The organism is Actinacidiphila paucisporea (assembly GCF_900142575.1).
GTDB lineage: Bacteria > Actinomycetota > Actinomycetes > Streptomycetales > Streptomycetaceae > Actinacidiphila > Actinacidiphila paucisporea.
Map to the genome: position 1 here is coordinate 1 of NZ_FRBI01000014.1, position 23478 is coordinate 23478.

At 72.3% G+C, this 23478-nt stretch carries 20 protein-coding genes and 1 pseudogene; 18 read left to right on the plus strand and 3 right to left on the minus strand.

What is annotated here, in order from left to right; all coding sequences use genetic code 11:
• From BUE44_RS39595 to BUE44_RS20875, 4 genes are all read left to right on the plus strand, one after another.
• Positions 1 to 3440: discoidin domain-containing protein (locus BUE44_RS39595; protein ID WP_200804475.1), on the plus strand; the 3440-nt coding region annotated here is incomplete at its 5' end.
• 210 nt (positions 3441 to 3650) lie between these two features.
• The gene (gene modA / locus BUE44_RS20865) at positions 3651 to 4541 is read left to right on the plus strand and encodes a molybdate ABC transporter substrate-binding protein (RefSeq protein ID WP_073500497.1); all 891 of its coding nucleotides are present in this window, start codon (positions 3651 to 3653) and stop codon (positions 4539 to 4541) included.
• On the plus strand, positions 4538 to 5395 hold the full coding sequence (locus tag BUE44_RS20870) for an ABC transporter permease (protein WP_073500498.1): 858 nt from the start codon (positions 4538 to 4540) through the stop codon (positions 5393 to 5395). The genes modA and BUE44_RS20870 overlap by 4 nt, the downstream gene beginning before the upstream one ends.
• Positions 5396 to 5433: 38 nt before the next feature.
• Positions 5434 to 6528, plus strand: a complete 1095-nt coding sequence (locus BUE44_RS20875) for an ABC transporter ATP-binding protein (RefSeq protein ID WP_073500625.1) — start codon at positions 5434 to 5436, stop codon at positions 6526 to 6528.
• 268 nt (positions 6529 to 6796) lie between these two features.
• On the opposite strand, the gene BUE44_RS20880 is transcribed toward BUE44_RS20875, so the two are convergent.
• On the minus strand, positions 6797 to 8044 hold the full coding sequence (locus BUE44_RS20880) for a ThuA domain-containing protein (RefSeq protein WP_073500499.1): 1248 nt from the start codon (positions 8042 to 8044) through the stop codon (positions 6797 to 6799).
• Between the two features lie 145 nt (positions 8045 to 8189).
• On the opposite strand from BUE44_RS20880, the pseudogene BUE44_RS20885 reads away from it, so the two are divergent.
• The 3 genes and pseudogenes from BUE44_RS20885 to BUE44_RS20895 all read left to right on the plus strand — a co-directional run.
• A pseudogene (locus BUE44_RS20885) lies at positions 8190 to 9431 on the plus strand (alginate lyase family protein); the annotation flags it as partial.
• Positions 9432 to 9869 (plus strand): ricin-type beta-trefoil lectin domain protein, encoded by a 438-nt coding sequence (locus BUE44_RS38635; protein ID WP_235002333.1) that lies wholly within the window; start codon positions 9432 to 9434, stop codon positions 9867 to 9869.
• Between the two features lie 269 nt (positions 9870 to 10138).
• Complete coding sequence (locus BUE44_RS20895) at positions 10139 to 10543, plus strand: VOC family protein (RefSeq protein ID WP_235002308.1); 405 nt, start codon at positions 10139 to 10141, stop codon at positions 10541 to 10543.
• Between the two features lie 22 nt (positions 10544 to 10565).
• On the opposite strand, the gene BUE44_RS20900 is transcribed toward BUE44_RS20895, so the two are convergent.
• Both BUE44_RS20900 and BUE44_RS20905 read right to left on the minus strand, forming a co-directional pair.
• Entirely contained in the window at positions 10566 to 11246 is a 681-nt protein-coding gene (locus BUE44_RS20900) for a helix-turn-helix transcriptional regulator (protein WP_073500501.1), read from the minus strand.
• A 20-nt stretch (positions 11247 to 11266) separates the two neighbouring features.
• The gene (locus BUE44_RS20905) at positions 11267 to 12502 is read right to left on the minus strand and encodes a YihY/virulence factor BrkB family protein (RefSeq protein WP_079189918.1); all 1236 of its coding nucleotides are present in this window, start codon (positions 12500 to 12502) and stop codon (positions 11267 to 11269) included.
• 18 nt (positions 12503 to 12520) lie between these two features.
• Here BUE44_RS20905 and BUE44_RS20910 point away from each other — a divergent pair, with 18 nt between their 5' ends.
• The 11 genes from BUE44_RS20910 (at position 12521) to BUE44_RS20960 (ending at position 23447) form a co-directional block, all read left to right on the plus strand.
• Complete coding sequence (locus BUE44_RS20910) at positions 12521 to 14158, plus strand: acyl-CoA dehydrogenase family protein (protein ID WP_073500502.1); 1638 nt, start codon at positions 12521 to 12523, stop codon at positions 14156 to 14158.
• Between the two features lie 180 nt (positions 14159 to 14338).
• Entirely contained in the window at positions 14339 to 15619 is a 1281-nt protein-coding gene (locus BUE44_RS20915; protein ID WP_079189919.1) for a GAF domain-containing protein, read from the plus strand.
• A 69-nt stretch (positions 15620 to 15688) separates the two neighbouring features.
• Positions 15689 to 16261: a GNAT family N-acetyltransferase gene (locus BUE44_RS20920; RefSeq protein ID WP_073500503.1), complete on the plus strand. Its 573-nt coding sequence runs from the start codon at positions 15689 to 15691 to the stop codon at positions 16259 to 16261.
• Positions 16262 to 16346: 85 nt separating this feature from the next.
• A complete protein-coding gene (locus tag BUE44_RS39600; RefSeq protein ID WP_322899662.1) occupies positions 16347 to 16430 on the plus strand; it encodes a putative leader peptide in 84 nt (27 codons plus the stop codon).
• Between the two features lie 160 nt (positions 16431 to 16590).
• Entirely contained in the window at positions 16591 to 18315 is a 1725-nt protein-coding gene (locus BUE44_RS20925) for a nitrite/sulfite reductase (RefSeq protein ID WP_073500504.1), read from the plus strand.
• Positions 18312 to 18491 carry a hypothetical protein gene (locus tag BUE44_RS20930; protein WP_073500505.1) on the plus strand — a complete coding sequence of 60 codons (180 nt, stop codon included), beginning with the start codon at positions 18312 to 18314 and terminating at the stop codon, positions 18489 to 18491. Before BUE44_RS20925 ends, BUE44_RS20930 begins: the two co-directional genes overlap by 4 nt.
• Positions 18488 to 19192, plus strand: coding sequence for a phosphoadenylyl-sulfate reductase (locus BUE44_RS20935; RefSeq protein WP_073500506.1), 705 nt, complete (start codon positions 18488 to 18490; stop codon positions 19190 to 19192). The genes BUE44_RS20930 and BUE44_RS20935 overlap by 4 nt, the downstream gene beginning before the upstream one ends.
• 26 nt (positions 19193 to 19218) lie before the next feature.
• Positions 19219 to 19758 (plus strand): adenylyl-sulfate kinase, encoded by a 540-nt coding sequence (gene cysC / locus BUE44_RS20940; RefSeq protein ID WP_235002310.1) that lies wholly within the window; start codon positions 19219 to 19221, stop codon positions 19756 to 19758.
• On the plus strand, positions 19755 to 20690 hold the full coding sequence (gene cysD / locus BUE44_RS20945; RefSeq protein WP_073500508.1) for a sulfate adenylyltransferase subunit CysD: 936 nt from the start codon (positions 19755 to 19757) through the stop codon (positions 20688 to 20690). Before cysC ends, cysD begins: the two co-directional genes overlap by 4 nt.
• 2 nt (positions 20691 to 20692) lie before the next feature.
• Complete coding sequence (locus BUE44_RS20950; protein ID WP_073500509.1) at positions 20693 to 22042, plus strand: sulfate adenylyltransferase subunit 1; 1350 nt, start codon at positions 20693 to 20695, stop codon at positions 22040 to 22042.
• Positions 22043 to 22358: 316 nt separating this feature from the next.
• The gene (locus tag BUE44_RS20960) at positions 22359 to 23447 is read left to right on the plus strand and encodes an aliphatic sulfonate ABC transporter substrate-binding protein (RefSeq protein ID WP_235002312.1); all 1089 of its coding nucleotides are present in this window, start codon (positions 22359 to 22361) and stop codon (positions 23445 to 23447) included.
• The last annotated feature ends 31 nt before the right edge of the window (positions 23448 to 23478 follow it).

The window sequence follows — 23478 nt, forward strand, 5'->3', positions numbered from 1 at the left end:
CCGCCCACGCCGCGCCTTCGCTGCTGTCGCAGGGGAAGACCGCGACGGCCTCCTCCACCGAGAACGCCGGGACCCCCGCCTCGGCAGCCGTCGACGGCAACACCGGCACCCGCTGGTCCAGCACCGCCACCGACCCCCAATGGCTCCAGGTCGACCTCGGCGCGACCGACACCCTCAGCTCCGTCACCCTCAACTGGGAGACGGCCTACGCCACCGCCTTCAAGATCCAGGTCTCCGACAACGCCCAGACCTGGACCGACGCCTACTCCACCACCACCGCGACCGGCGGCGTACAAACGGTCCCCGTAAACGCTTCCGGCCGCTACGTCCGCGTGTACGGCACCGCCCGCGCCACCGGATACGGCTACTCCCTCTGGGAATTCCAGGTCTACGGCACCACCGGCACCACCGGACCGGGCACCTGCGGCACCGACAACGCCGCCCAGGGGAAGACCGCGACGGCCTCCTCCACCGAGAACGCCGGAACCCCGGCGTCGGCAGCCGTCGACGGCAACACCGGCACCCGCTGGTCCAGCGCGGCCGCCGACCCGCAGTGGCTCCAGGTCGACCTCGGCGCGACGGCCACCGTCTGCCAGGTGCTGCTCAACTGGGAGTCCGCCTACGGCACTTCCTTCAAGATCCAGGTCTCGGACAACGCGCAGACCTGGACCGACATCTACTCCACCACCACCGGCCCCGGCGGCAACCAGACGCTCAACGTCAGCGGTTCCGGGCGCTACATCCGGATGTACGGCACCGTCCGCGCCAACGGGTACGGCTACTCCCTGTGGGAGTTCCAGGTCCACACCACCGGCGGCAGCGGCACTCCCCCCACCACGCCCACCGACACCGGCAACCCCGGCGGCGGTGACTTCTCCGGTTCGGTGATCTCCGCCTACCGGCAGGTCTCGGCCTCCTCCTACGAGGGCGCCAACGCCCCGGCCGCCGCCCTCGACGGCCGGACCACCACCCGCTGGTCCAGCCTCTACACCGACGACCAGTGGCTGCAGGTCGACCTCGGCGGCACCGGCACCCTGAGCGGCATCGTGCTCAACTGGGAGTCGGCGTACGCCACCGGCTACCACCTCGACATCTCCAACGACGGCACGACCTGGACGCGGCTGTACACCACGACCACCGGCAAGGGCGGCGTCGAGAAGCTGCCGGTCACCGGCAAGGGCCGCTACGTGCGCTTCACCGGGACCGCCCGCTCCTCCGGTTACGGCTACTCCCTGTGGGAGTTCCAGGTCTACGGCACGGTCGACACCTCCACCGCGACCCCGCCGGTACTCTCCGGCCCGACCAAGGCCCCTGCCACGACCGGCCAGTTCCAGCTGGCGGCGCCCGCGGACAAGGCCATGGTCACCTCCACCCGCCGCCCGGCCCTGAGCTGGAACGCGGTCAGCGGCACCGCCCACTACGAGGTGTGGCTCAACATCAGCCGCACCGACTACGACTTCACCGCGTCCGGCAACCTGCTGGACCTCTACACCAAGGTGGCCGAGCCCACCGGCACCAGCTACACGCCGAGTTGGGACATCACCGACCGGTGGACGTACAAGTGGTTCGTGGTCGCGGTGTCCGGCTCGGGCGCCAGGACGACGTCCGCCATCCGTACGTTCAGCGTGTACCTGCCCGACATCGAGCAGGTGGCGGACGGCGTCAACGTGGTCAACGGCGCCCGCGACCTCAACAAGGACGGCCAGATCGAGCCGTACGAGGACTGGCGGCAGCCGGTCGCCACCCGGGTCAGCGACCTTCTCAGCCGGATGACGCTGGAGGAGAAGGCCTATCAGATGTTCTACAACGTCCAGACGTACCCGATGTCCGGCTGGCACTTCGGGCCCGCGCAGCCCGCGGACCTCGACACCGTCCTGAAGTCCACCGCCGCCACCCGGCTGGGCATCCCGCCGGTCTCGGCGGGCGACACCACGGCGGGCTACCAGACGACGTACCCGCTGCAGAGCACCCTGGCGGCGGGCAAGGACTATCCACTCGACTACAAGCTCGGCGACATGCAGCGCAAGGAGGAGCTGGAGGTCGGTGCGCGCGGCACCCTGTCACCGCTCGCCGAGGTCGGCACCAAGGTCCTCTACCCGCGCATCCAGGAGGGCGGCGGCGAGAACGCCGACGTCGCGGCAGCCCAACTGCGGGCGCTGGTCGCCGGTCTGCAGGGCGGCCCGGAGCTGAACCCCGGCTCGGTGCTGGCGACGGTCAAGCACTGGCCCGGTGAGGGCGCGGGCGGCGAGGCCGGCATCGTCTACGACGCGACGACGATCAAATACCACATGATCCCCTTCCGGGCGGCGATGGAGGCCGGCGCGGTCAACATCATGCCGGGCTACGCGGGCAGTTCGTATCTCGACCCGGGTGGTCCCGGTGCGGGCGACAGCGCAAAGATCCTCACCTACCTGCGGCAGAACATGGGTTACACCGGTCTGATCACCACGGACTGGCTGCCGTCCGGCGCCTGGGTCAACGCGGCGAACGCGGGCTCCGACGTGATGGGCGGCGCCGACCCGGGCGCCGTCGGCTTCACCATGGCGGGCTTCGAGCAGCAGGTGCCGCTGGCAAGGATCAACGACGCGGTGACGCGGATCCTCACGCTCAAGTTCGAGCTGGGCATCTTCGACCACCCGTACGGCGACCCGGTCAACGGCCCCTACCGCTTCCACCAGCCGTCGTACACGCAGCTGGCCAACCAGGCGGCCCGCGAGTCCGACACCGTGCTCAAGAACAACGGCGTCTTGCCGCTCAAGCTCACCTCGGGCGACAACGTCGTGGTGGCAGGCGACCGGGCGACCGACGGCGCGGCCTGCTGCATCTGGTCCAGCTACTTCCACCCGGACTACGGGTCGCTCGACCAGCTCGACGCCCTCAAGGCGAGAGCCGCGCAGAACGGGGTGAACGTCGCCCAGGGCACGGTCACCAACCCGAAGGTCGCGGTGGTCTACGTCGGCGAGCCGTCCTACACCCACGCCACCGCGTGGCCGGACACCCAGCCGTATCTACCGGCCGACCAGCTGGCGCTGATCCAGAACTACAAGAACCAGGGGCTCAAGGTGGTGGTCGTGCTGACACTGCCGCGGCCGATCGTGATCAGCGACTGGAACACCCTGGCCGACGCCATCGTGGTGACCTACCGCGGCGGCGAGGAGGTCGGCCCTGCCACCGCAAGCCTGCTGTTCGGGGACTACACCCCGCACGGCAAGCTGCCCTGGCAGCTGCCGCGCAGCCTCGACCAGGTGCTCAAGCCGGGCGGCGGCGACAACCCGGCCGACGCCAACGAGGCGTGGGACCTGCCGTACGACCTCGGTGCGACCGCCGCCGAGCGGGCCGACATCCGGGCGAAGATCGACGCCGGCCAGACCGTGCCGACCACGTACGGCAATCCGCTGTACGCCTACGGGGCCGGGCTGACCAGCTGGGCCACCGGCTGACCGCCTGACCGGCCGGTCGGCCATCGGCTGACCGGCCGGCGTTCAGGACCCCGTCCGCGCTCCCGGGCTCGTCCCGGCACGGGAGCGCGGGCGGCTGCGGCCCTTGGGCACGGCGACGGCGATTGTGGGATCGCACAAGCCAGGTCTGGGGGCCCGATCGTTTGGTTTATGCAATGCACCAGCAGACTTCCTCCTCGCATCTGCGGAATTATGATCGGGGTGTCCCGCACGGCTGCGTGCGGGCAGAGAGGAAGCCCTCCTGTGACCACCCGTTCCGCGCGACGCCACGCCCTGCCGCTGGTCCTGGCCGGCGCCGCGATGCTGATGGCGCTCACCGCCTGCTCCTCCTCCCGCGACACGTCCTCCGACGGCGCCGGCCCGACAGCGGCCGCCACATCCACCTCGACCAGCGCGTCGCCGCAGGTCAGCGGCTCGATCACGGTCTTCGCCGCCGCCTCGCTCAAGGAGACCTTCACCGAGCTGGGCAAGCAGTTCGAGGCCGCCCACCCGGGCACGAAGGTCACCTTCAACTTCGGCGGCAGCGACACCCTGGCCGCGAGCATCACCGCGGGCGCGCCCGCCGACGTCTTCGCCGCCGCGAGCCCGGCCACCATGAAGACGGTCACCGACGCGGGCGACGGGCAGGGCGCACCGGCCACCTTCGTCCGCAACCAGCTGGAGATCGCGACCCTGCCGGGCAACCCGCGGCACATCGCCACGCTCAAGGACCTCACCGCGTCCGGGCTGAAGGTCGCGCTGTGCGCGAAGACCGTGCCGTGCGGCTCCGCGGCGCAGAAGGCGCTGACCGCGAGCGGGATCAGCCTCACGCCGGTGTCGTACGAGCAGGACGTGAAGTCGGCGCTGACCAAGGTGGAGCTGAAGGAGGTCGACGCGGCGGTGGTCTACCGGACCGACGTGAAGGCCGCCGGCGGCAAGGTGGACGGTGTGCGCTTCCCCGAGTCCGCGGGCGCCGTCAACGCCTACCCGATCGTGGCGCTCAAGGACGCCCCCCACGCGGCCGCCGCGCAGGCCTTCATCGCGCTGGTGAAGTCCGCCGAGGGGCAGAAGGTCCTCACCGGAGCGGGTTTCCTCACCCCGTGACGGACCACTCCCCCGCGACCGCGGCCGGCTTCCGGGGTACATCCGGCGTCCGGTCGCGGACCGGCGTGCGCGGCGGCGGCCGGGCGCCCGTCGCACTGGTGCTGCCCGCGCTGATCGGCCTGGCCTTCCTGCTGCTGCCGCTGGTCGCCCTGCTGATCAGGGCGCCGTGGCGGAGCCTGCCCGACCAGCTGGCCGGCGCCGCGGTGTGGCAGGCGCTGCGGCTGTCGCTGCAGACCGCGACCCTGGCGACGGCGGCGTCCCTGGCCTTCGGCGTGCCCCTGGCCTGGCTGCTCGCTCGTACGACCTTCCCCGGCCGGCGGCTGGTACGCGCCCTGGTCACGCTGCCGCTGGTGCTGCCGCCGGTGGTCGGCGGTGTGGCCCTGCTCCTCGCACTGGGCCGCAACGGGGTGGTCGGCCGCTGGCTCGACTCCGCCTTCGGCATCACGCTGCCCTTCACCACCTCGGGCGTCGTCGTCGCGGAGACCTTCGTCGCCATGCCCTTCCTCGTCATCACCGTCGAGGGCACGCTGCGGGCCGCCGACGCGCGCTACGAGGAGGCCGCCGCGACGCTGGGCGCCTCCCGGCTCACCGCCTTCCGCCGGGTGACGCTGCCGATGATCGCCCCGGGGGTGGCGGCCGGCGCGGTGCTGGCCTGGGCGCGGGCACTGGGCGAGTTCGGCGCGACCATCACCTTCGCGGGCAGCTTCCCCGGCCGCACCCAGACGATGCCGCTCGCGGTCTACCTGGCCCTCCAGGACGACCCCGCGGCGGCCATCGCGCTGAGCCTCGTGCTGCTCGCGGTGTCCCTGGCGGTACTCGCGGGCCTGCGGGAACGCTGGACGGGGGCACTGTGACCGAGGCCGGCCGGCTCGACGCCCGCGGGCCCGCGGGAGTGACGGACGGGGGCGCCACGGCCGGAGCCGGCGGGCTCGACGCCCGCCTCGTCGTCGACCGGGGCGACTTCGCCCTGGACGTCACGCTGGGCGCACGGCCCGGCGAGGTGCTCGCCCTGCTGGGCCCGAACGGCGCGGGCAAGACCACCGCGCTGCGCGCCCTGGCCGGGCTGACCCCGCTGACCGGCGGCCACCTGCGGCTGGACGGCGAGACGTTGGAGGAACCGGCGATACGCCGCAGGACCGCGCCCGAGGGCCGCCCCGTCGGGGTGATCTTCCAGGACTACCTGCTCTTCCCGCACCTGACGGCGCTGGAGAACGTCGCCTTCGGGCCGCGCTGCCACGGAATGCCGCGGGCCGCGGCCCGCACGCTGGCCGCCGAACTGCTGGACCGGATGGGCCTGGCCGACCACGCGGGCACCAAGCCGCGGCGGCTGTCCGGCGGGCAGGCCCAACGCGTCGCGCTGGCCCGCGCGCTGGCCACCGGACCGCGGCTGCTGCTGCTCGACGAGCCGCTCGCGGCGCTCGACGCCCGCGCCAGGCTCGACGTCCGCGCCGAACTGCGGCGGCACCTCGCCGCCTTCGAGGCGGTGGCGGTCCTGGTCACCCACGACCCGCTGGACGCGACGGTCCTGGCGGACCGGCTGGTCGTGATCGAGAACGGCCGCCCCGTCCAGCAGGGCACACCGGCCGAGGTCGCCCGCCGCCCGCGCACGGACTACGTCGCCCGCCTCGTCGGCCTCAACCTCTACCAGGGCGAGGCCGCCGGCCACACCGTCCGCCTGGCCCCGGGCCTGGGCCTGGCCACGACGGAAACCCTCCAGGGGGCCGCCTTCGTCGCCTTCCCGCCGAGCGCGGTGACCCTCCACCGCGAGCGGCCCGACCGCGGCGAGAACGCCTGGCCGGCGGAGGTCGCCGGGATGGAGTCGCACGGCGACCGGATCCGGGTCGCCCTCACCGGCGCCGGCCCGGCGGCCGGCCTCCCGCTGGCCGCCGATCTGACGGCTGTCGCCGTCGCGGAGCTCACCCTTGCCCTCGGCGACGCCGTGTGGGTCTCGGTCGGACTGACCGAGACCCACGCGTACCCGGCCTGACGGCCGGCAGGTGGGCTGGCACTTGCGGTGGCCCGCACGCCTTTCGGAGCGTCGTGGCTGAGCGCGCCCTTCCCGCGCCCCTGGATGGTGCCCCTTGCCGTGCCTCGCTGACTTTCTCGCCTCTGCGGCTGGGCGCGCCGTTCCCTCCGCTAGGGAGGCGGGCCCCGTAGGGGCGTGTGGGGGCACCCCCAGGTGAAGCTCTGGGGGAGAACGGAGCGCCCAGCCGAGATGGCGGGGCGGACGCGCGAACGGGGCAAGGGGCAGTCCGTTAGGCGGTGGGTAGCGTCCAGGCCTGGTTGGCCGATCCGGTGCAGGACCAGATCTGGAGCTTCGTGCCGTTGGCCGACGTGTTGCCCGTGGCGTCGAGGCACTTGCCCGACTGCGGGTTGACCAGCGAACCGCCGGACCCGGGTTGCCAGACCTGCGACCCGGTCCCGTTGCAGTCGTACAGCTGCACCGCCGTACCGTTCGCCGTACCGGCCGCGGCCACGTCCAGGCACTTCCCCAGCGCCTGGAGCGCACCGCCGGACGCGACCGTCCAGGTCTGCGCGGTGGTCCCGTTGCAGTCGTAGAGCTGCACGGCCGCGCCGTTGGCACTGCTCGCCCCCGCGACGTCGACGCACTTCCCGCCGAAGCCGTGGATCGGCCCCTTCGCACCGCCCGGCGGCGGGGTGACGGGGCCGGACTGGCCGCCCAGCCAGCGCAACCCCTGCAGCAGGAGCTTGTTCTGCTGCGCGCTCGCGAAGGTCGACGACAACGTCGTGTTCGTGGCGTAGTCCATCGCGTTGTGGCCGAAGTTGTTGTAGATCATCTTGTAGTTGTGGTTGGTCCACACGATCGGGTAATACCCGCTGTACCAGGTCTGGTTGGGGTCCGTGCCGATCGGGAAAGTGGACTGGTCCATTGACGCCAGGATGTCGATGGCCGGGTTCTGCCGCAGATCGTGCTGCCAGCTGTACCACTCGCTGACCGACGAGGTGATCGTGGACGGCAGGCCCGCGGTCGCGGGGTGGTTCGGGTCCTCGATCTTCAGCGTCTCCGAGGTCGGACCCCAGGTGTTGGACTGGAAGGTGCCGGTGCCGAGGAAGGTCTCGTGGTACCAGGACCAGTCGCTGGGCGTCTGGTCGTTGTAGGCCGAGACGTGGAAGCCCATCCAGCCGCCGCCGTTGCTCATGTACGTCTGGAACGCACTGCGCTGGGCAGCGGTCTGCGGGTAGTTGTCGAGGAACATCACGACCTGGTAGTTCGCCAGGTTGGCGGTGTTGAGCTGGTTCCAGTCGTTGGTCGCGGTGTACGAGAAGCCGTTGGCCACGGCCTGCTGCGGGAACCACGCGTTGGCCTCGTGCACGAAGCTGATGTGCGCGGCGTCGTAGGTGCCGTCGTAGAAGGCGAGCACCTTGAACGGGGCCGCCGCGTGCGCCCGGTGGGCCGGCGCGGCCAGCGCCGCCACCAGTACGGCGAGCAGGGCGAACAGCCGTATCAGGAGCCGGGGTTGTGCGATGCGGGTTCTGACCATGAGAGGCCTTCCTTGTGCGCGACGGTGGGGGGTGACGTGCGCCTGTAGCAGGATTCAAAGGTCTAGACGGTGTTCATGTCAATGACCTATGGTCCGTACCATCCGCGAGACCCCCACACCTCCGCCTCGCGGCCGAGGAGCCCCCATGACACGCGTCTTCCGTCGCAGTAACCGTTTTCGTAGAATCCCCGCGCTCGTCGCCTTCGGAGCAGCAGCCGCAACGGTTGCGGCGTTGGTGACCGGTACCAGTGGTGCCGCGACCGCCGCCACCCCGGCCGCGGCCCCCGCCGTCGCCGCCGCGCCGACCGCCTTCGTGCACCCCGGTGTCCTGGTCAGCAGATCGCAACTCGACTACGTACGCGGCAAGGTGCAGGCCGGAGCCGCACCCTGGGCCGCCGCCTACACGCAGATGACGTCCAGCTCCTACGCCTCCCTGTCGCGCACCCCCAAACCGCGCGCCACCGTCGAGTGCGGGCCGTACTCCAGCCCCAACAACGGCTGTACGGACGAGCGCGAGGACGCCATCGCCGCCTACACCGACGCGCTCGCCTGGTACATCAGCGGCAACTCCGCCTACGCGCAGGAGTCGATCAAGCTGATGGACGCCTGGTCGGCGACCGTCACCGGGCACACCAACAGCAACGCGCCCCTGCAGACCGGCTGGGCGGGCTCGGTGTGGCCGCGGGCCGCCGAGATCATCAAGTACACCTACACCGGCGGCTGGCCCAACTCGGGGCGCTTCGCGACCATGTTGCGCAACGTCTACCTGCCCGAGGTCATCAACGGCTCCAACAGCAACGGCAACTGGGAGCTGACGATGATGGAGGCCGCCGTCGGCATCTCCGTCTTCCTCGATGACGGCGCCTCCTACGACCGGGCGATCGCCCGCTACCTCAACCGGGTCCCGGCGTACGTCTACCTCACCTCGGACGGCTCCCTGCCCAAGACGGTGCCGGGCAGCGGCCTGACCACGGCGTCGCAGATCATCGGTTACTGGCAGGGGCAGTCGACCTTCGTCGACGGGCTCACCCAGGAGACCTGCCGCGACTTCACCCACACCGGCTACGGCATCGCGTCGATCTCCGACGTCGCCGAGACCGCGTACATCCAGGGCCAGGACCTGTATCCCCAGGTCGGCGCCCGGTTGCAGCAGGCGCTCGGCTTCCAGTCGAAGTACGAGCTGGGCACCGCGCCCCCGTCCTGGCTGTGCGGCGGCAAACTCACGCTGGGCCTCGGGCCGGTGACCGAGGTCGGCTTCAATGCGCTGCACAACCGGATGGGCATCGCGATGACCAACACGCAGACCCTGACGGAGTCGCGCCGGCCCGCGGGCTCCAACAACCTCTTCGTCGCCTGGGAGACGCTCACCAACGCGGACAACCCGAACGTGGCGCCCGGCGGCTCCACCCCGCCGCCGACGACTCCGCCGGCCGGCGGCGGGGCCGGGCCGATCCACGGGCTCGGCGGGAAGTGCGTCGACGTCGCGGGGGCGAGCAGTGCCAACGGCGCGGCCGTGCAGCTCTACGACTGCAACGGGACCACCGCGCAGACCTGGACGGTCGCGTCCGGCGGCGCGCTCCAGACACTCGGCAAGTGCATGGACGTGGCCGCGGCCGGTACCGCCAACGGGACCAACGTCCAGCTGTACGACTGCAACGGGACCGGGTCGCAGGTCTGGCAACCCGGGTCCGGCGGTTCGCTGGTCAACCCGCAGTCGGGCAAGTGCCTCGACGCCACGGGCAACACGTCGGCCAACGGCACGAAGCTCCAGATCTGGTCCTGCACCGGATCGGCCAACCAGGCCTGGACGCTACCCACCGCCTAACGGACTGCCCCTTGCCCCGTTCGCGCGTCCGCCCCGCCATCTCGGCTGGGCGCTCCGTTCTCCCCCAGAGCTTCACCTGGGGGTGCCCCCACACGCCCCTACGGGGCCCGCCTCCCGGGGCGGGCCCGGGTTGGGCAGGCCCGGCAGGGCGGGGGTGCCCGCCCCACAAGACGGCGCCGCCGCGAAGATGGGTGCGCATTCGCGGCGGCGCCCCCTCGGCGTCCGTTTCGTTCAAGACGGGCAGCCGCCCGCGCGCCTAGCGTGGCGGGATGAAAGCGCATCCCGTGACACCCCGTATCGACATGATCGGCCTCGTCGTCGCCGACATGGCAGCTTCGCTCGGCTTCTACCGCCGGCTCGGCATCGAGCCGCCCGCGGCGGCGGACGGGGAGCCGCACTGCGAGGTCGCGCTGCCCGGTGGGCTGCGGCTGGCGTGGGACACCGTGGAGACCGTCCGGTCGTTCGACCCCGGCTGGTCGCCCGCCACCGGCAGCCGGGTCGCGCCGGCCTTCGACTGCGGGAGCCCCGCCGGGGTGGACGCGGTGTGGGGCGAGCTGACGGAGGCGGGGTACGAGGGGCACCTCAAGCCGTGGGACGCCTTCTGGGGCCAGCGCTACGCCGTCGTCCACGACCCTGACGGCAACGTCGTCGACCTCTTCGCAGCGCTGACCTAGAGCCGCCTGGAAAGGCGCGGGCCTAGGCCAGCAGCTCGCCCAACGGCAGGCCGGCCAGTGAACGCACCTCGCGGGACAGGTGCGGCTGGTCGGCGTAGCCGGCGTCCGCGGCGACCTGGGCGAAGGGGGTGCCCGCCCTGGCCATCTCCAGCGCGCGCTGGAGCCGCAGCACCCGGGCCAGCGTGCGCGGCCCGTAGCCGAAGGCGGCTTCGCAGCGGCGGCGCAACTGCCGCTCGCCGAGGCCGCACGCGTCGGCGATCGAGCCGACCCGGCGGCCTTCCGACAGGGCGGCGGCGACCGCGGCGGGCAGCGGATCGGCGGGGCCGGCCGTACGGGCGCGGTCGGCGGCCCAGGCGTCGAGGACGGCCGCGGGTCCGGCGTCCGCCCGGGTCGCGAGGCGCCTGGCGTCGGCGGCGGGCCACAGGTCGCCGAGCGGGACCCGCCGGTCGCGGAGCTCGCGGGCGGGTGCGCCGAGCAGCGCAGGGCCGACGCCGGGGGCGAAGCGCACGCCCACGTAGCTGCTGCCCGGCCGGTCCACGGCGACGTGCGCCGACGTGTCGGGCCCGGCCACCAGCAGCTCGCCGTCGTGCCAGATCAGGTCCATGCAGCCGTCGGGGAGCACCCGGTAGGGGCCGCCGCCGCCGGTCCGCGTCCACAGGACCACCCCGGGTGCCAGGCCGGGCCGTTCCCGATACGCGCTCACCCCTCCATGGTGCCCCGTGCTCACTGCCGGTGGTGGTGCTCGTCCCAGGGCGACTGCTGCGGGGGGAAGGGGGGCAGCGGCGGCGGGGCGAGCGGGCGCGGCGGGCGGGGCGGGACGACCGGGGCCGGCGGCGGGGGCTTGGGGCGGCGGGAACGGAGGCGGGAGCGGACGTCGCTGTGGGGCAGCACGTCGACCCAGCGCTCAGGGTATTCGGCGGGGGGCGGGTCGTCGTCCTCCTCGGCCGCGGCGGCCTGGCGGGCGCGGCGGGCGGCGGCGCGGGCCACCACCTCGGCGGCGGCGGCCACCTTGCGCTCGTCGTTCTCCTGGCGGGCCGCGGCGGTGCCCAGCGACGGCCACACCCGGTCGACGGCGGCGTTGACGGCGGCGCCGACCAGGACGGCGAAGGCCGAGACGCCGATCCACAGGAGTACGGCCACCGGCGCGGCCAGCGAGCCGTAGATCGTCGGGCCCTCGACCGCGTGCGTGAGGTAGATCCGCAGGATGAAGCTGCCGAGCACCCACATCAGCAGCGCGACGAGCGCGCCGGGCACGTCCTCGTACCAGGGCGCCCGTACCGGCACGGACACGTGGTAGAGCGTGGTGAGGAAGGCCACCGAGGCCAGCAGGACGAACGGCCAGTACAGCACGTGGACCGTGCCGGAGGTCCCCGGCACCAGGTCGTTGACCGCGTTCGGGCCGACCACGATCAGCGGGAGCACGGCGGCGCCGAGTATCAGCGCGACCACGAACAGGCCCAGCGACATCAGCCGGGTGCGGATGATGCCGCGGCGGCCTTCCAGGCCGTACATGATGGTGATGGTGTCGACGAAGACGTTCACCGCACGGGAGCCGGACCACAGGGCGATCAGGAAGCCCAGCGAGATCAGGTCCGGGCGGCGCCCGTGGAAGACGTCGTCGACCAGGGGTTTGACCAGCTGGTTGACGCCGTTGTCGGACAGGACCGTCGAAGACGCGCTGAGGATGTTGTGGCGGATGTGGTCGATGGTGTCCAGGCCGACGACGGTGTCGACGTAGCCGAGCGCGCCGACCAGGCCGAGCAGCAGCGGCGGCAGGGAGAGCAGCACGAAGAAGGCCGCCTCGGCGGCGAGTCCGGTGACCCGGTATTCCATGCAGGAGTCGACCGTGTCCTTGAGCAGGAGCCAGCCGACCTTCCGCTTGGAGACGTTCCGGTAGAGCACCCGGGCCCGCCGCCATCGGCCAGGACGCCGATGGCTTCTTTCTTCCGCTGCTTGCACCCCCTTACGTTAGCGGGCATGACTGCCCCCACTCACACGGTGACGAACCAGGTCCCGCCCCTGGTCGGCCATGACGTGTACAGCACCGACACTGCCCTGACCGAGGCCGTCGCACGGCACGCTGATCCGGCCGGGCTGGCGGAGATCAGCCAGGAGCTGTCGCTGCTCGGGACCGCGGCGGGTTCCGCTCAGGCGCAGAGGTGGGGCGAGGAGGCGAACACGTACTCCCCCGTGCTGCGCACCCACGACCGCTACGGCAACCGCGTCGACGAGGTCGACTTCCATCCGTCCTGGCACCGGCTGCTCGGCCACGCCGTCACGGCCGGCCTGACCGACGCCTGGTCCAGGCCCGACGGGCACCTGCGGCGGGCGGCCGGCTTCCTGGTCTGGTCCCAGGTCGACGCCGGGCACGGCTGCCCGGTGTCCATGACGCACGCGGCGGTGCCCGCGCTGCGCAGCGACCCCGTACTGGCCGCCGAGTGGGAGCCGCGGCTCGGCTCGCACGTATACGATCCGCGGCTGGTGCCGGCCGGTGAGAAGCCGGGCGCGCTGTTCGGTATGGGCATGACCGAGAAGCAGGGCGGCTCGGACGTCCGTGCCAACACCACCACGGCGCAGCCGCTCGCCGAGGAGGGCGCGTACGCGCTCACCGGGCACAAGTGGTTCTGCTCCGCGCCGATGTCGGACGGCTTCCTGGTGCTCGCGCAGGCACCTGGGGGGCTGACGTGCTTCCTGCTGCCGCGGGTGCTGCCGGACGGTACGCGCAACGTCTTCGCGATCCAGCGGCTGAAGGACAAGCTCGGCAACCGCTCCAACGCCTCCTCCGAGGTCGAGTTCGCCGGCACCTGGGCCCGGCGGGTCGGCGAGGAGGGCCGCGGGGTCGCCACCATCATCGAGATGGTGGCCGCCACCCGGCTGGACTGCGCGCTGGGTTCCGCGGCGCTCATGCGGCAGGCCGTCGCGCAGGCGGTGCACCACGCCACTTACCGCGGCGCCTTCGGCGGGCCGCTGATCGGCAAGCCGCTGATGCGCAACGTCCTGGCGGACCTGGCCCTGGAGTCCGAGGCCGCCACCACGACGGCGCTGCGGCTCGCCGCGGCCTGCGACACCGACACCGAGCAGGAGCGGCACTTCCGGCGGCTCGCGGTCGCGGTGACCAAGTTCTGGGTCACCAAGCGGTGCCCCGCCGTCGCGGCGGAAGCGCTGGAGTGCCTGGGCGGCAACGGCTACGTCGAGGAGTCCGGCATGCCGAGGATCTTCCGCGAGTCCCCGCTCAACTCCGTCTGGGAGGGGTCGGGGAACGTCCAGGCGCTCGACGTGCTGCGCGTCCTCGGGCGTGAACCGCTCGCGGTCGACGCCTTCGTCGCCGAGGTGGGCCTGGCGCGGGGCGCCGACCACCGCCTCGACACGGCCGTCAAGGACCTGCTCTCCGAGCTGGGCGATCCCGACGGTGTCGAGGCACGCGCCCGGCGCGTCGTCGAGCGCATGGCGCTGGTGCTCCAGGGCTCCCTGCTCGTCCGGTTCGCCCCCGGCGCGGTCGCCGACGCCTTCTGCGCCTCGCGTCTGGGCGGCGACTGGGGTTCGACCTTCGGCACGCTCCCGGCCGGCCTCGACCTCGCGCCGATCCTCAACCGCGCCGCCCCGGCCGGGCCGTGACCCCGCCCCTGTGCGGCGGGGGGTGATGCCGCGCCGACTCGGCATCACCCCATCGGTGACGCGGCGTCAGGGTCCGCCCACAGCGCTCGGCGGCGCAACGGTTGCAGCCGGTTGCAACAAAGCCGAGCGCCCCGGGTCCGTAGCCGGGCACCATGGCAGGAACGGCAGAACGGAGGCGTCGTGCCACACCTTCCGATCGGCTTCGGGCGGCTGGACGGGACAGACGTCCGGGCGTCCCCGCATCTGCTCGCGTCGGTGCGGGCGGCGACGCTCGCCGGTGACGTGCCGCCGGAGGCGCCACGGGCGGTGATCGGCGCGTCGTGGGAGCGGACGCTGGGGCACGGTGTGGACCCGGACGTCGGCCGGCACCACGCCCCGCTCGGCACGGAGGAGATCGAGCACCGCAGGCACAGCACCGCGCTGGGGGACCTGCTGCCGGTGCTGCGCGAGGGGCTGGTCCCGGTCGCGGACGCGGCCTGGCACCTCATGGTCGTGACCGACGCCGAGGGCCGGGTGCTGTGGCGGGACGGCAGCCTCGCCGTGCGCAGGAGCGCCGACCGGCTGGGCTTCGCCGAGGGCGCCTCCTGGTCGGAGGAGGCGGTCGGCACCAATGCCATCGGCACCGCGCTGATCACCCGCGCACCGCTCCAGGTGCATTCGGCGGAGCACTTCGTGCGGGCGCACCACGGCTGGACGTGTGCCGCCTCGCCGCTGCACGACCCGCGGGACGGCCGGCTGCTGGGCGTGGTGGACGTCAGCGGGCCGGCGGCGACGGTGCACCCGGCGACGCTGCCGCTGGTGTCGGCGGTGGCGCGGGTCGCCGAGGGCGAGCTGCGCTCGCGGCACTGGGCGGCGGTGGAGCGGCTGCGGTCGGTGGCGGCGCCGCTGCTGGCCGGGCTCGGCGGCCAGGCGCTGGTCGTGGACCGCAACGGCTGGACGGCGGCGGCGACCGGGGTGGCGCCCGCCGAGCGGGTCGCGCTGCCGGCGTCGGTGGGGGCCGGGCAGATGTGGCTGCCGGCGCTGGGGGTGTGCCGGCTCGAACCGCTGCCGGGCGGCTGGCTGATCCGGGTGGGCGGGCGGGAGCGCCCGCCGGCGGCGAGCCGGGTGGTGGTGGACGTCAGCCGCCCCGACGGGTGGACGGTCACCGTGTCGGGCCCGGCGGGCAGCTGGTCGCAGGCGCTCAGCCCGCGGCACGCGGAGCTGCTGTACGTGCTGGCGCTGCACCGGGCGGGCCGTTCCGCGGCGGAGCTGGCCGGCGACCTGTTCGGCGATCCGAGCCGTACGGTGACGGTGCGCGCGGAGCTGTCCCGGCTGCGCAGGAACCTGGCCGGGGTGCTGGCCCACCGGCCCTACCGTTTCGCCGAGGCGGTGGAGGTCGAGCTGCTGCGCCCGGCCCGGGCGCTCGACCTGCTGCCGCATTCGGTGGCGCCGGCGGTGCTGGCCGGCCGGGCGGCCGGCTGACACCCACCGCCCGGCGACCGGCCGGATCCGGACACGGCGGCGCGCCGGCCTCCGCTTAGGGTGGGCGGTATGAGCACCGCCGTGACCACCTGGTCCCTCGAACTGACCGCGCCGGGCGAGCTGCGGCCCGCAGCCGTACCCGCGGCTGATTCCGGTGTCCGCATCGTGCGGGCCGAAGTCCCCTCACCGGACTTCGGGCGCTTCCTCTATACGGCGGTGGGCGCCGACTGCTCGTGGCTGGACCGGCTGCCGTGGCCGCCCGAGCGGTGGCGCGAGCTGTACGAGCGGCCCGGGACCGAGCTGTGGGTGGCGTACCAGCACGGCAGCCCTGCCGGATACGTGGAGCTGGCCGGGCAGGACGAGGGCGTGGTGGAGATCGCGTACTTCGGGCTGCTGCCGGACTTCCGGGGCCGCGGCATCGGCGGCCACCTGCTGTCGTACGGCGCCGCACGGGCCTGGGACCTGGGCGGTCGCCGGCCGGAGCGGCCGGCGACCCGGCGGGTGTGGGTGCACACCTGCTCGCTGGACGGGCCGTACGCGCTGGACAACTACCGGCGGCGCGGTTTCCGGGTCTTCGACACGGTGACCGCGGTGCCGAGCGTGCGGCCGCGGCGGCCGCTCGGTGCCGGAAGTGACGCATGACACACTTTCTCACACTGTGAGATTATCTGGTCCACATGCTGGATAGCGGTGGACTCGCCCGAGACCCGCATGCCACGCTTTCGACATGTCACGCACTGGAATCGCCTTGGTAGGTCGGCCGCACGTCGACTTCTGCCGCGTGTCCAGCGCCATCTGTCCGGCGGGCTGACGCACAGCGCACCGCTCCGCCATCCCCGTCGTCGTGGATGCACGGGAGTTCCCCTTGTGTCCGCCGCCGGCCTGTACCACCGCTCTGCGTTTCCCCAGGCCACAGGGTACTTCCGCGCCGTCATCGACCGTATTCGAGCCTGCCAGAAGGACGCATCGCCATGGCATCCAGCCCCGACACCCCCCAGCCGCCGGCCGGGGACACGCCCAGGCCCGCCGCCGCGACCCGTCGCAAGACGTCCCGGCACCGCGGCGAAGGCCAGTGGGCGAAGGGCCACTTCACTCCGCTCAACGCCAACGAGCAGACGAAGAAGGACGATGACGGTCTCAACGTGCGGACGCGCATCGAGACCATCTACGCCAAGGCGGGCTTCGACTCCATCGACGGCGCCGACCTGCGCGGCCGGATGCGCTGGTGGGGGCTCTACACGCAGCGCCGCCCCGGCATCGACGGCGGCCGGACCGCGATCCTGGAGCCCGAGGAGCTGGACGACCGCTACTTCATGATGCGGGTGCGCATCGACGGCGGCAGGCTGACGGTGGCGCAGCTGCGGGTGATCGGCGAGATCTCGCAGGAGTTCGCCCGCGGCACCGCCGACATCACCGACCGGCAGAACGTGCAGTACCACTGGATCCGCATCGAGGACGTGCCGGAGATCTGGCGCCGCCTTGAGGCGGTGGGCCTGTCCACCACCGAAGCCTGCGGCGACACCCCGCGCACCATCCTCGGCTCGCCGGTGGCCGGCATCGCCGCGGACGAGATCATCGACGGCAGCCCGGCGATCGACGCGATCAAGAGCCGCTACATCGGCGACAAGGAATTCTCCAACCTGCCGCGCAAGTTCAAGACCGCGATCTCCGGGTCGCCGCTGCTCGACGTGGTGCACGAGATCAACGACGTGGCCTTCGTCGGCGTCCGGCACCCCGAGCACGGCCCCGGCTTCGACCTGTGGGTCGGCGGCGCGCTGTCCACCAACCCGCGGCTCGGCGAACGGCTCGGCGCCTGGGTGCCGCTGTCCGAGGTGCCCGAGGTGTGGGCCGGCGTGGTGGGGATCTTCCGCGACTACGGCTACCGGCGGCTGCGCTCCCGCGCGCGGCTGAAGTTCCTGATGGCCGACTGGGGTCCGGAGAAGTTCCGCCAGGTGCTCCAGGACGAGTACCTCAAGCGCGAGCTGATCGACGGCCCCGCCCCCGAACTGCCGCAGGCCCAGTGGCGTGACCACATCGGGGTGCACCAGCAGAAGGACGGCCGCTACTACGTCGGCTTCGCCCCGCGGGTCGGCCGGATCGACGGCACCACCCTGACGAAGATCGCCGAACTGGCCGCGGGCCACGGCTCGGACCGGCTGCGGACGACCACCGACCAGAAGATGCTGGTCCTGGACGTCGAGGAGTCGAAGATCGAGTCGCTGGTGGCCGGGCTGGAGTCGCTCGACCTCCAGGTCCGCCCGTCGCCCTTCCGACGCGGCACGATGGCCTGCACCGGCATCGAGTTCTGCAAGCTGGCCATCGTCGAGACCAAGGCGCGCGGCGCCTCGCTGATCGACGAACTGGAGCGCAGGCTGCCGGACTTCGAGGAGCCGATCGCGATCAACATCAACGGCTGCCCGAATTCCTGCGCCCGTATCCAGACCGCCGACATCGGCCTGAAGGGCCAGCTGGTCACCGACTCCGACGGGCAGCAGACCGAGGGCTACCAGGTGCACCTGGGCGGCAGCCTCGGCCTGGAGCCCGGCTTCGGCCGCAAGGTGCGCGGTCTGAAGGTCACCGCGGCCGAACTGCCCGACTACGTCGAGCGGGTGCTCTCCCGCTTCCAGGCCGAGCGCACCGACGGCGAACGCTTCGCCCAGTGGGCGGCGCGGGCCTCGGAGGAGGCGCTGTCATGAGCGAGCGAGCCGCCCCGTTCTACTGCCCCTACTGCGGGGACGAGGACCTGCGTCCGTCCGAGGAAGGCCACGGCGCCTGGGAATGCCACGCGTGCAGCCGCGCATTCCAGTTGAAGTTCCTCGGGCTGCTGGCCAGGAGGCCGGCCGCCGACACCCCGCAGGGAGGCGCTTCGTGACCACCGCACCGTATACGGCACAGGACCTGCAGCAGCTCGCCGAGCAGGCGGGCCGCGACCTGGAGGAGGCGTCCGCGCTCGACATCCTGCGCTGGGCCGCCGACACCTTCGGGTCGCGCCTGTGCGTGACCTCCTCGATGGAGGACGCCGTCGTGGCGCACCTCGCCTCGCGCGCGCTGCCCGGCGTGGACGTCGTCTTCCTCGACACCGGCTACCACTTCCCGGAGACCATCGGCACCCGGGACGCGGTGGCGGCGGTGATGGACGTCAACGTCCTCACGATCACCCCGCGGCAGACCGTCGCCGAGCAGGACGCGCAGTACGGCGCCAGGCTGCACGACCGCGACCCCGACCTGTGCTGCGCGCTGCGCAAGGTCGCCCCGCTCGAGGCGGGGCTGGCCGGCTACGACGCCTGGGCGACGGGCCTGCGCAGGGACGAGTCGCCGACCCGGGCGAACACCCCGGTCGTCAGCTGGGACGCCAAGCGGCAGAAGGTCAAGATCGCCCCGATCGCCCGCTGGTCGCAGGAGGACGTGGAGGCCTACGTCGCCGAGCACGGTGTGCTCACCAACCCGCTGCTGATGGACGGTTACCCGTCCGTCGGCTGCGCGCCCTGCACCCGCCGGGTGCTGGAGGGCGAGGACGCCCGCGCCGGCCGCTGGGCGGGGCTCGGCAAGACCGAGTGCGGTATCCACCAGTGACGGCGAACCAGGAGCAGGAGACCCCGATGACCACCGGCGCCACCGTATGGCTCACCGGGCTGCCGAGCGCGGGCAAGACCACCATCGCGACCGCGCTGGCGGACACCCTGCGGGCGGCCGGGCGCCGGGTCGAGGTGCTGGACGGCGACGAGATCCGCGAGTTCCTGTCCGCGGGCCTGGGCTTCACCCGCCAGGACCGGGACACCAACGTGCAGCGGATCGGCTTCGTCGCCGAACTGCTGGCCTCCCACGGTGTGCTGGTGCTCGTGCCGGTCATCGCGCCCTACGCCGACAGCCGCGAGGCGGTGCGCAAGCGCCACCAGGCGCAGGGCACCGGATATGTCGAGGTCCACGTGGCCACCCCGGTCGACGTGTGCTCGGTGCGTGACGTGAAGGGCCTGTACGCGCGGCAGGCCGCGGGCGAGCTGACCGGCCTGACCGGGGTCGACGACCCGTACGAGGTCCCGGAGAACCCGGATCTGCGGATCGAGACGCAAGGCAGCACGGTGGAACAGTCCGCCGCAGCGGTGCACGCGCTGCTCGCCGAGAAGGGCCTCACGATATGACCACGACCGCCACGCACGCCGAGCAGCGCGACAGCCCGTACGCGCTGACGCATCTGGACGCGCTGGAATCCGAGGCGGTGCACATCTTCCGCGAGGTGGCGGGCGAGTTCGAGCGGCCGGTGATCCTCTTCTCCGGCGGCAAGGACTCGATCGTCATGCTGCACCTGGCGCTCAAGGCGTTCGCGCCCGCGCCGGTGCCCTTCTCGCTGCTGCACGTGGACACCGGGCACAACTTCCCCGAGGTCCTCGACCTGCGCGACCGCACCGTCGCCGAGCACTCCCTGCGGCTGTACGTGGCCAAGGTGCAGGACTACATCGACGACGGGCGGCTGCGCGAGCGCCCCGACGGGCTGCGCAACCCGCTGCAGACGGTGCCGCTGACCGAGGCGATCCAGTCGCACCGCTTCGACGCGGTCTTCGGCGGCGGCCGCCGCGACGAGGAGAAGGCCAGGGCCAAGGAGCGGGTCTTCTCGCTGCGCGACGAGTTCTCCCAGTGGGACCCGCGCCGGCAGCGCCCCGAACTGTGGCAGCTCTACAACGGCCGGCACGCGCCGGGCGAGCACGTGCGGGTCTTCCCGCTGTCCAACTGGACCGAGCTGGACGTGTGGCAGTACATCGCCCGCGAGGAGATCGAGCTGCCGGACATCTACTTCGCGCACGAGCGGGAGGTCTTCAGCCGCAACGGCATGTGGCTGACCGCGGGCGAGTGGGGCGGCCCGAAGGCCGGTGAGCCGGTGCAGACCAGGATGGTGCGCTACCGCACGGTCGGCGACATGTCCTGCACCGGCGCGGTCGACTCCGCCGCGACCACGCTGGACTCGGTGATCACCGAGATCGCCGCGTCGCGGCTGACCGAACGGGGTGCCACCCGGGCCGACGACAAGATGTCGGAGGCGGCGATGGAAGACCGCAAGCGCGAGGGGTACTTCTAACCATGACCACCACGAGCCCGCTGACCGCGGAACAGCTGTCGGCGACCACCCTGCTGCGGTTCGCCACCGCGGGATCGGTCGACGACGGGAAGTCCACCCTGGTGGGCCGGCTGCTGCACGACTCCAAGTCGGTGCTCAGCGACCAGCTGGAGGCCGTCGAGCGCGCGTCGCTCGGCCGCGGCCAGGAGGCGCCCGACCTCGCGCTGCTCACCGACGGCCTGCGGGCCGAGCGGGAGCAGGGCATCACCATCGACGTGGCCTACCGCTACTTCGCCACCGCCCGCCGCCGGTTCATCCTGGCCGACACGCCGGGCCACGTGCAGTACACGCGGAACATGGTGACGGGCGCCTCGACCGCCGAGCTGGCCGTGGTGCTCGTGGACGCCCGCAACGGGGTGGTCGAGCAGACCCGCAGGCACGCCGCGGTCGCCGCGCTGCTGCGGGTGCCGCACGTGGTGCTCGCGGTCAACAAGATGGACCTGGTGGAGTACGCGGAGCCGGTCTTCGCGGCCATCGCCGAGGAGTTCACCGCCTACGCGGCCTCGCTGGGCGTCCCGGAGATCACCGCGATCCCGATCTCGGCGCTGGCCGGCGACAACGTGGTGGAGCCGTCGGCGAACATGGACTGGTACGGCGGCCCGACCGTGCTCGAACACCTGGAGACGGTCCCGGTCAGCCACGACCTGACCGGCTGCCCGGCGCGCTTCCCGGTGCAGTACGTGATCAGGCCGCAGACCGCCGAGCACCCCGACTACCGCGGTTACGCCGGCCAGATCGCGTCCGGCCTGCTGCGGGTCGGCGAGCCGGTGACCGTACTGCCCTCGGGGCGTACGACCACCATCTCCGGCATCGACGCGCTGGGCCGCAGCGTGCACACCGCGTGGGCGCCGCAGTCGGTCACCGTGCTGCTCGCCGACGACCTGGACGTCTCGCGCGGCGACCTGATCGCGCCGTCCGGCTCGGTGCCGCCGCTGACGCAGGACGTACGGGCCACGGTGTGCCATCTGCACGAGCGGCCGCTGCGGATCGGCGATCGGGTGCTGCTCAAGCACGCGACCCGTACGGTTAAGGCGATCGTCAAGGCGCTGCCGTACCGGATCGACCTGTCGCACGGCCTGGCGCACGAGAACGACCCGGCGGCCCTGGAGGTCAACGACATCGGCGCGGTGCAGTTGCGCACCGCGGAGCCGCTGCCGATCGACGCCTACGCGGTGACCCGGCTGACCGGATCGTTCCTGCTGATCGACCCCGCGGACGGGACGACGCTGACCGCTGGGATGGCGGGCGAGGCGTTCGCGGAGCCCGCGCAGGCGGCCGGCGGCCCCGCCGATGACGAAGGATGGGACTTCTGACCATGGCTCAGGAAGCCTTCTCGGGATTTGCGAAGGAGGGCGGGCGCGTCGGCAGCGGCTCGCTCGGCTCGGGTACGGGCGGGGTCGCGCGATGTGCGGGCTGACCCTGCTTACGGCGGTTCGCGGCGCAGCCGCAGCCGTCGGCGTACGCCCCTGTCGCGCTCCGCGCGTCCCGATGCTCCACCTTCGAAGACCTGACGAAATTCCGGCCGCGCCTTAGCGCGCGACACGCCGGGCCTTACGAGAGGACACACCCGTGTCTGCGCAAGCCAGTTCCGCGTCCCGCACCTCCGCACCCCGCCACAGACTCATCGCCGTGGCCGCCGCCCTCCCCCTGTTCCTCGGCGTACTCGCCGCCTGCGGCTACGGCTCCGACAACAAGTCGGACGGCTCCAACTCGTCGGCCCCCGCCACGTCGACGGGTGCGACGACCGCCAAGCTCTCCGCCGACGAGGTGAAGATCGGCTACTTCCCGAACCTGACCCACGCCACCGCCCTGGTCGGGCTCAAGGAAGGCTTCTTCCAGCAGGAACTCGGCAGCACGAAGATCAAGCCGGCCACCTTCAACGCCGGTCCTGCCGAGATCGAGGCGCTGAACGCCGGGTCGATCGACATCGGCTGGATCGGCCCCTCCCCCGCGATCAACGGCTACACCAAGTCCGGCGGCTCCAACCTGAAGATCATCTCGGGTTCGGCCTCGGGCGGCGTGAAGCTGGTGGTCAACCCGGCGAAGATCAAGACCCTGGCGGACGTCAAGGGCAAGAAGATCGCCACCCCGCAGCTCGGCAACACCCAGGACGTGGCGCTGCTGAACTGGATCAAGACGCAGGGCTGGAAGGTCGACGCGCAGAGCGGCAAGGGCGACGTGTCGGTCGTGCGCACCGACAACAAGATCACCCCTGACGCGTACAAGAACGGCTCCATCGACGGTGCGTGGGTGCCGGAACCCACCGCCTCGAAGCTGGTCGCCGAAGGCGCCAAGGTGCTGCTCGACGAGAGCTCGCTGTGGCCGAACAAGCAGTTCGTGATCACCAACGTGATCGTGTCGCAGAAGTTCCTGTCGGCCCATCCCGACGTGGTCGAGGCGGTGCTGCGCGGCTCGGTGAAGACCGACGCGTGGATCAAGGCGAACTCCGACAAGGCCAAGGCCGACGCCAACGCCCAGCTGGAGCAGCTGACGCAGAAGGCGCTGCCCGCGAAGGTCCTGGACCCGGCGTGGGCGTCCATCCAGGTGACCGACGACCCGCTGGCCGCCACCGCCAAGACCGAGGCCGAACACGCGGTCTCCGCCGGTCTGCTCAAGGCACCGAAGCTGGACGGCATCTACGACCTGACGCTGCTCAACAAGGTCCTCAAGGCCCAGGGGCAGCCGACGGTCGACGCGGCGGGTCTCGGCACCCAGTGACAGCGGCGCGGTACGGCACCCGGCAGCAACC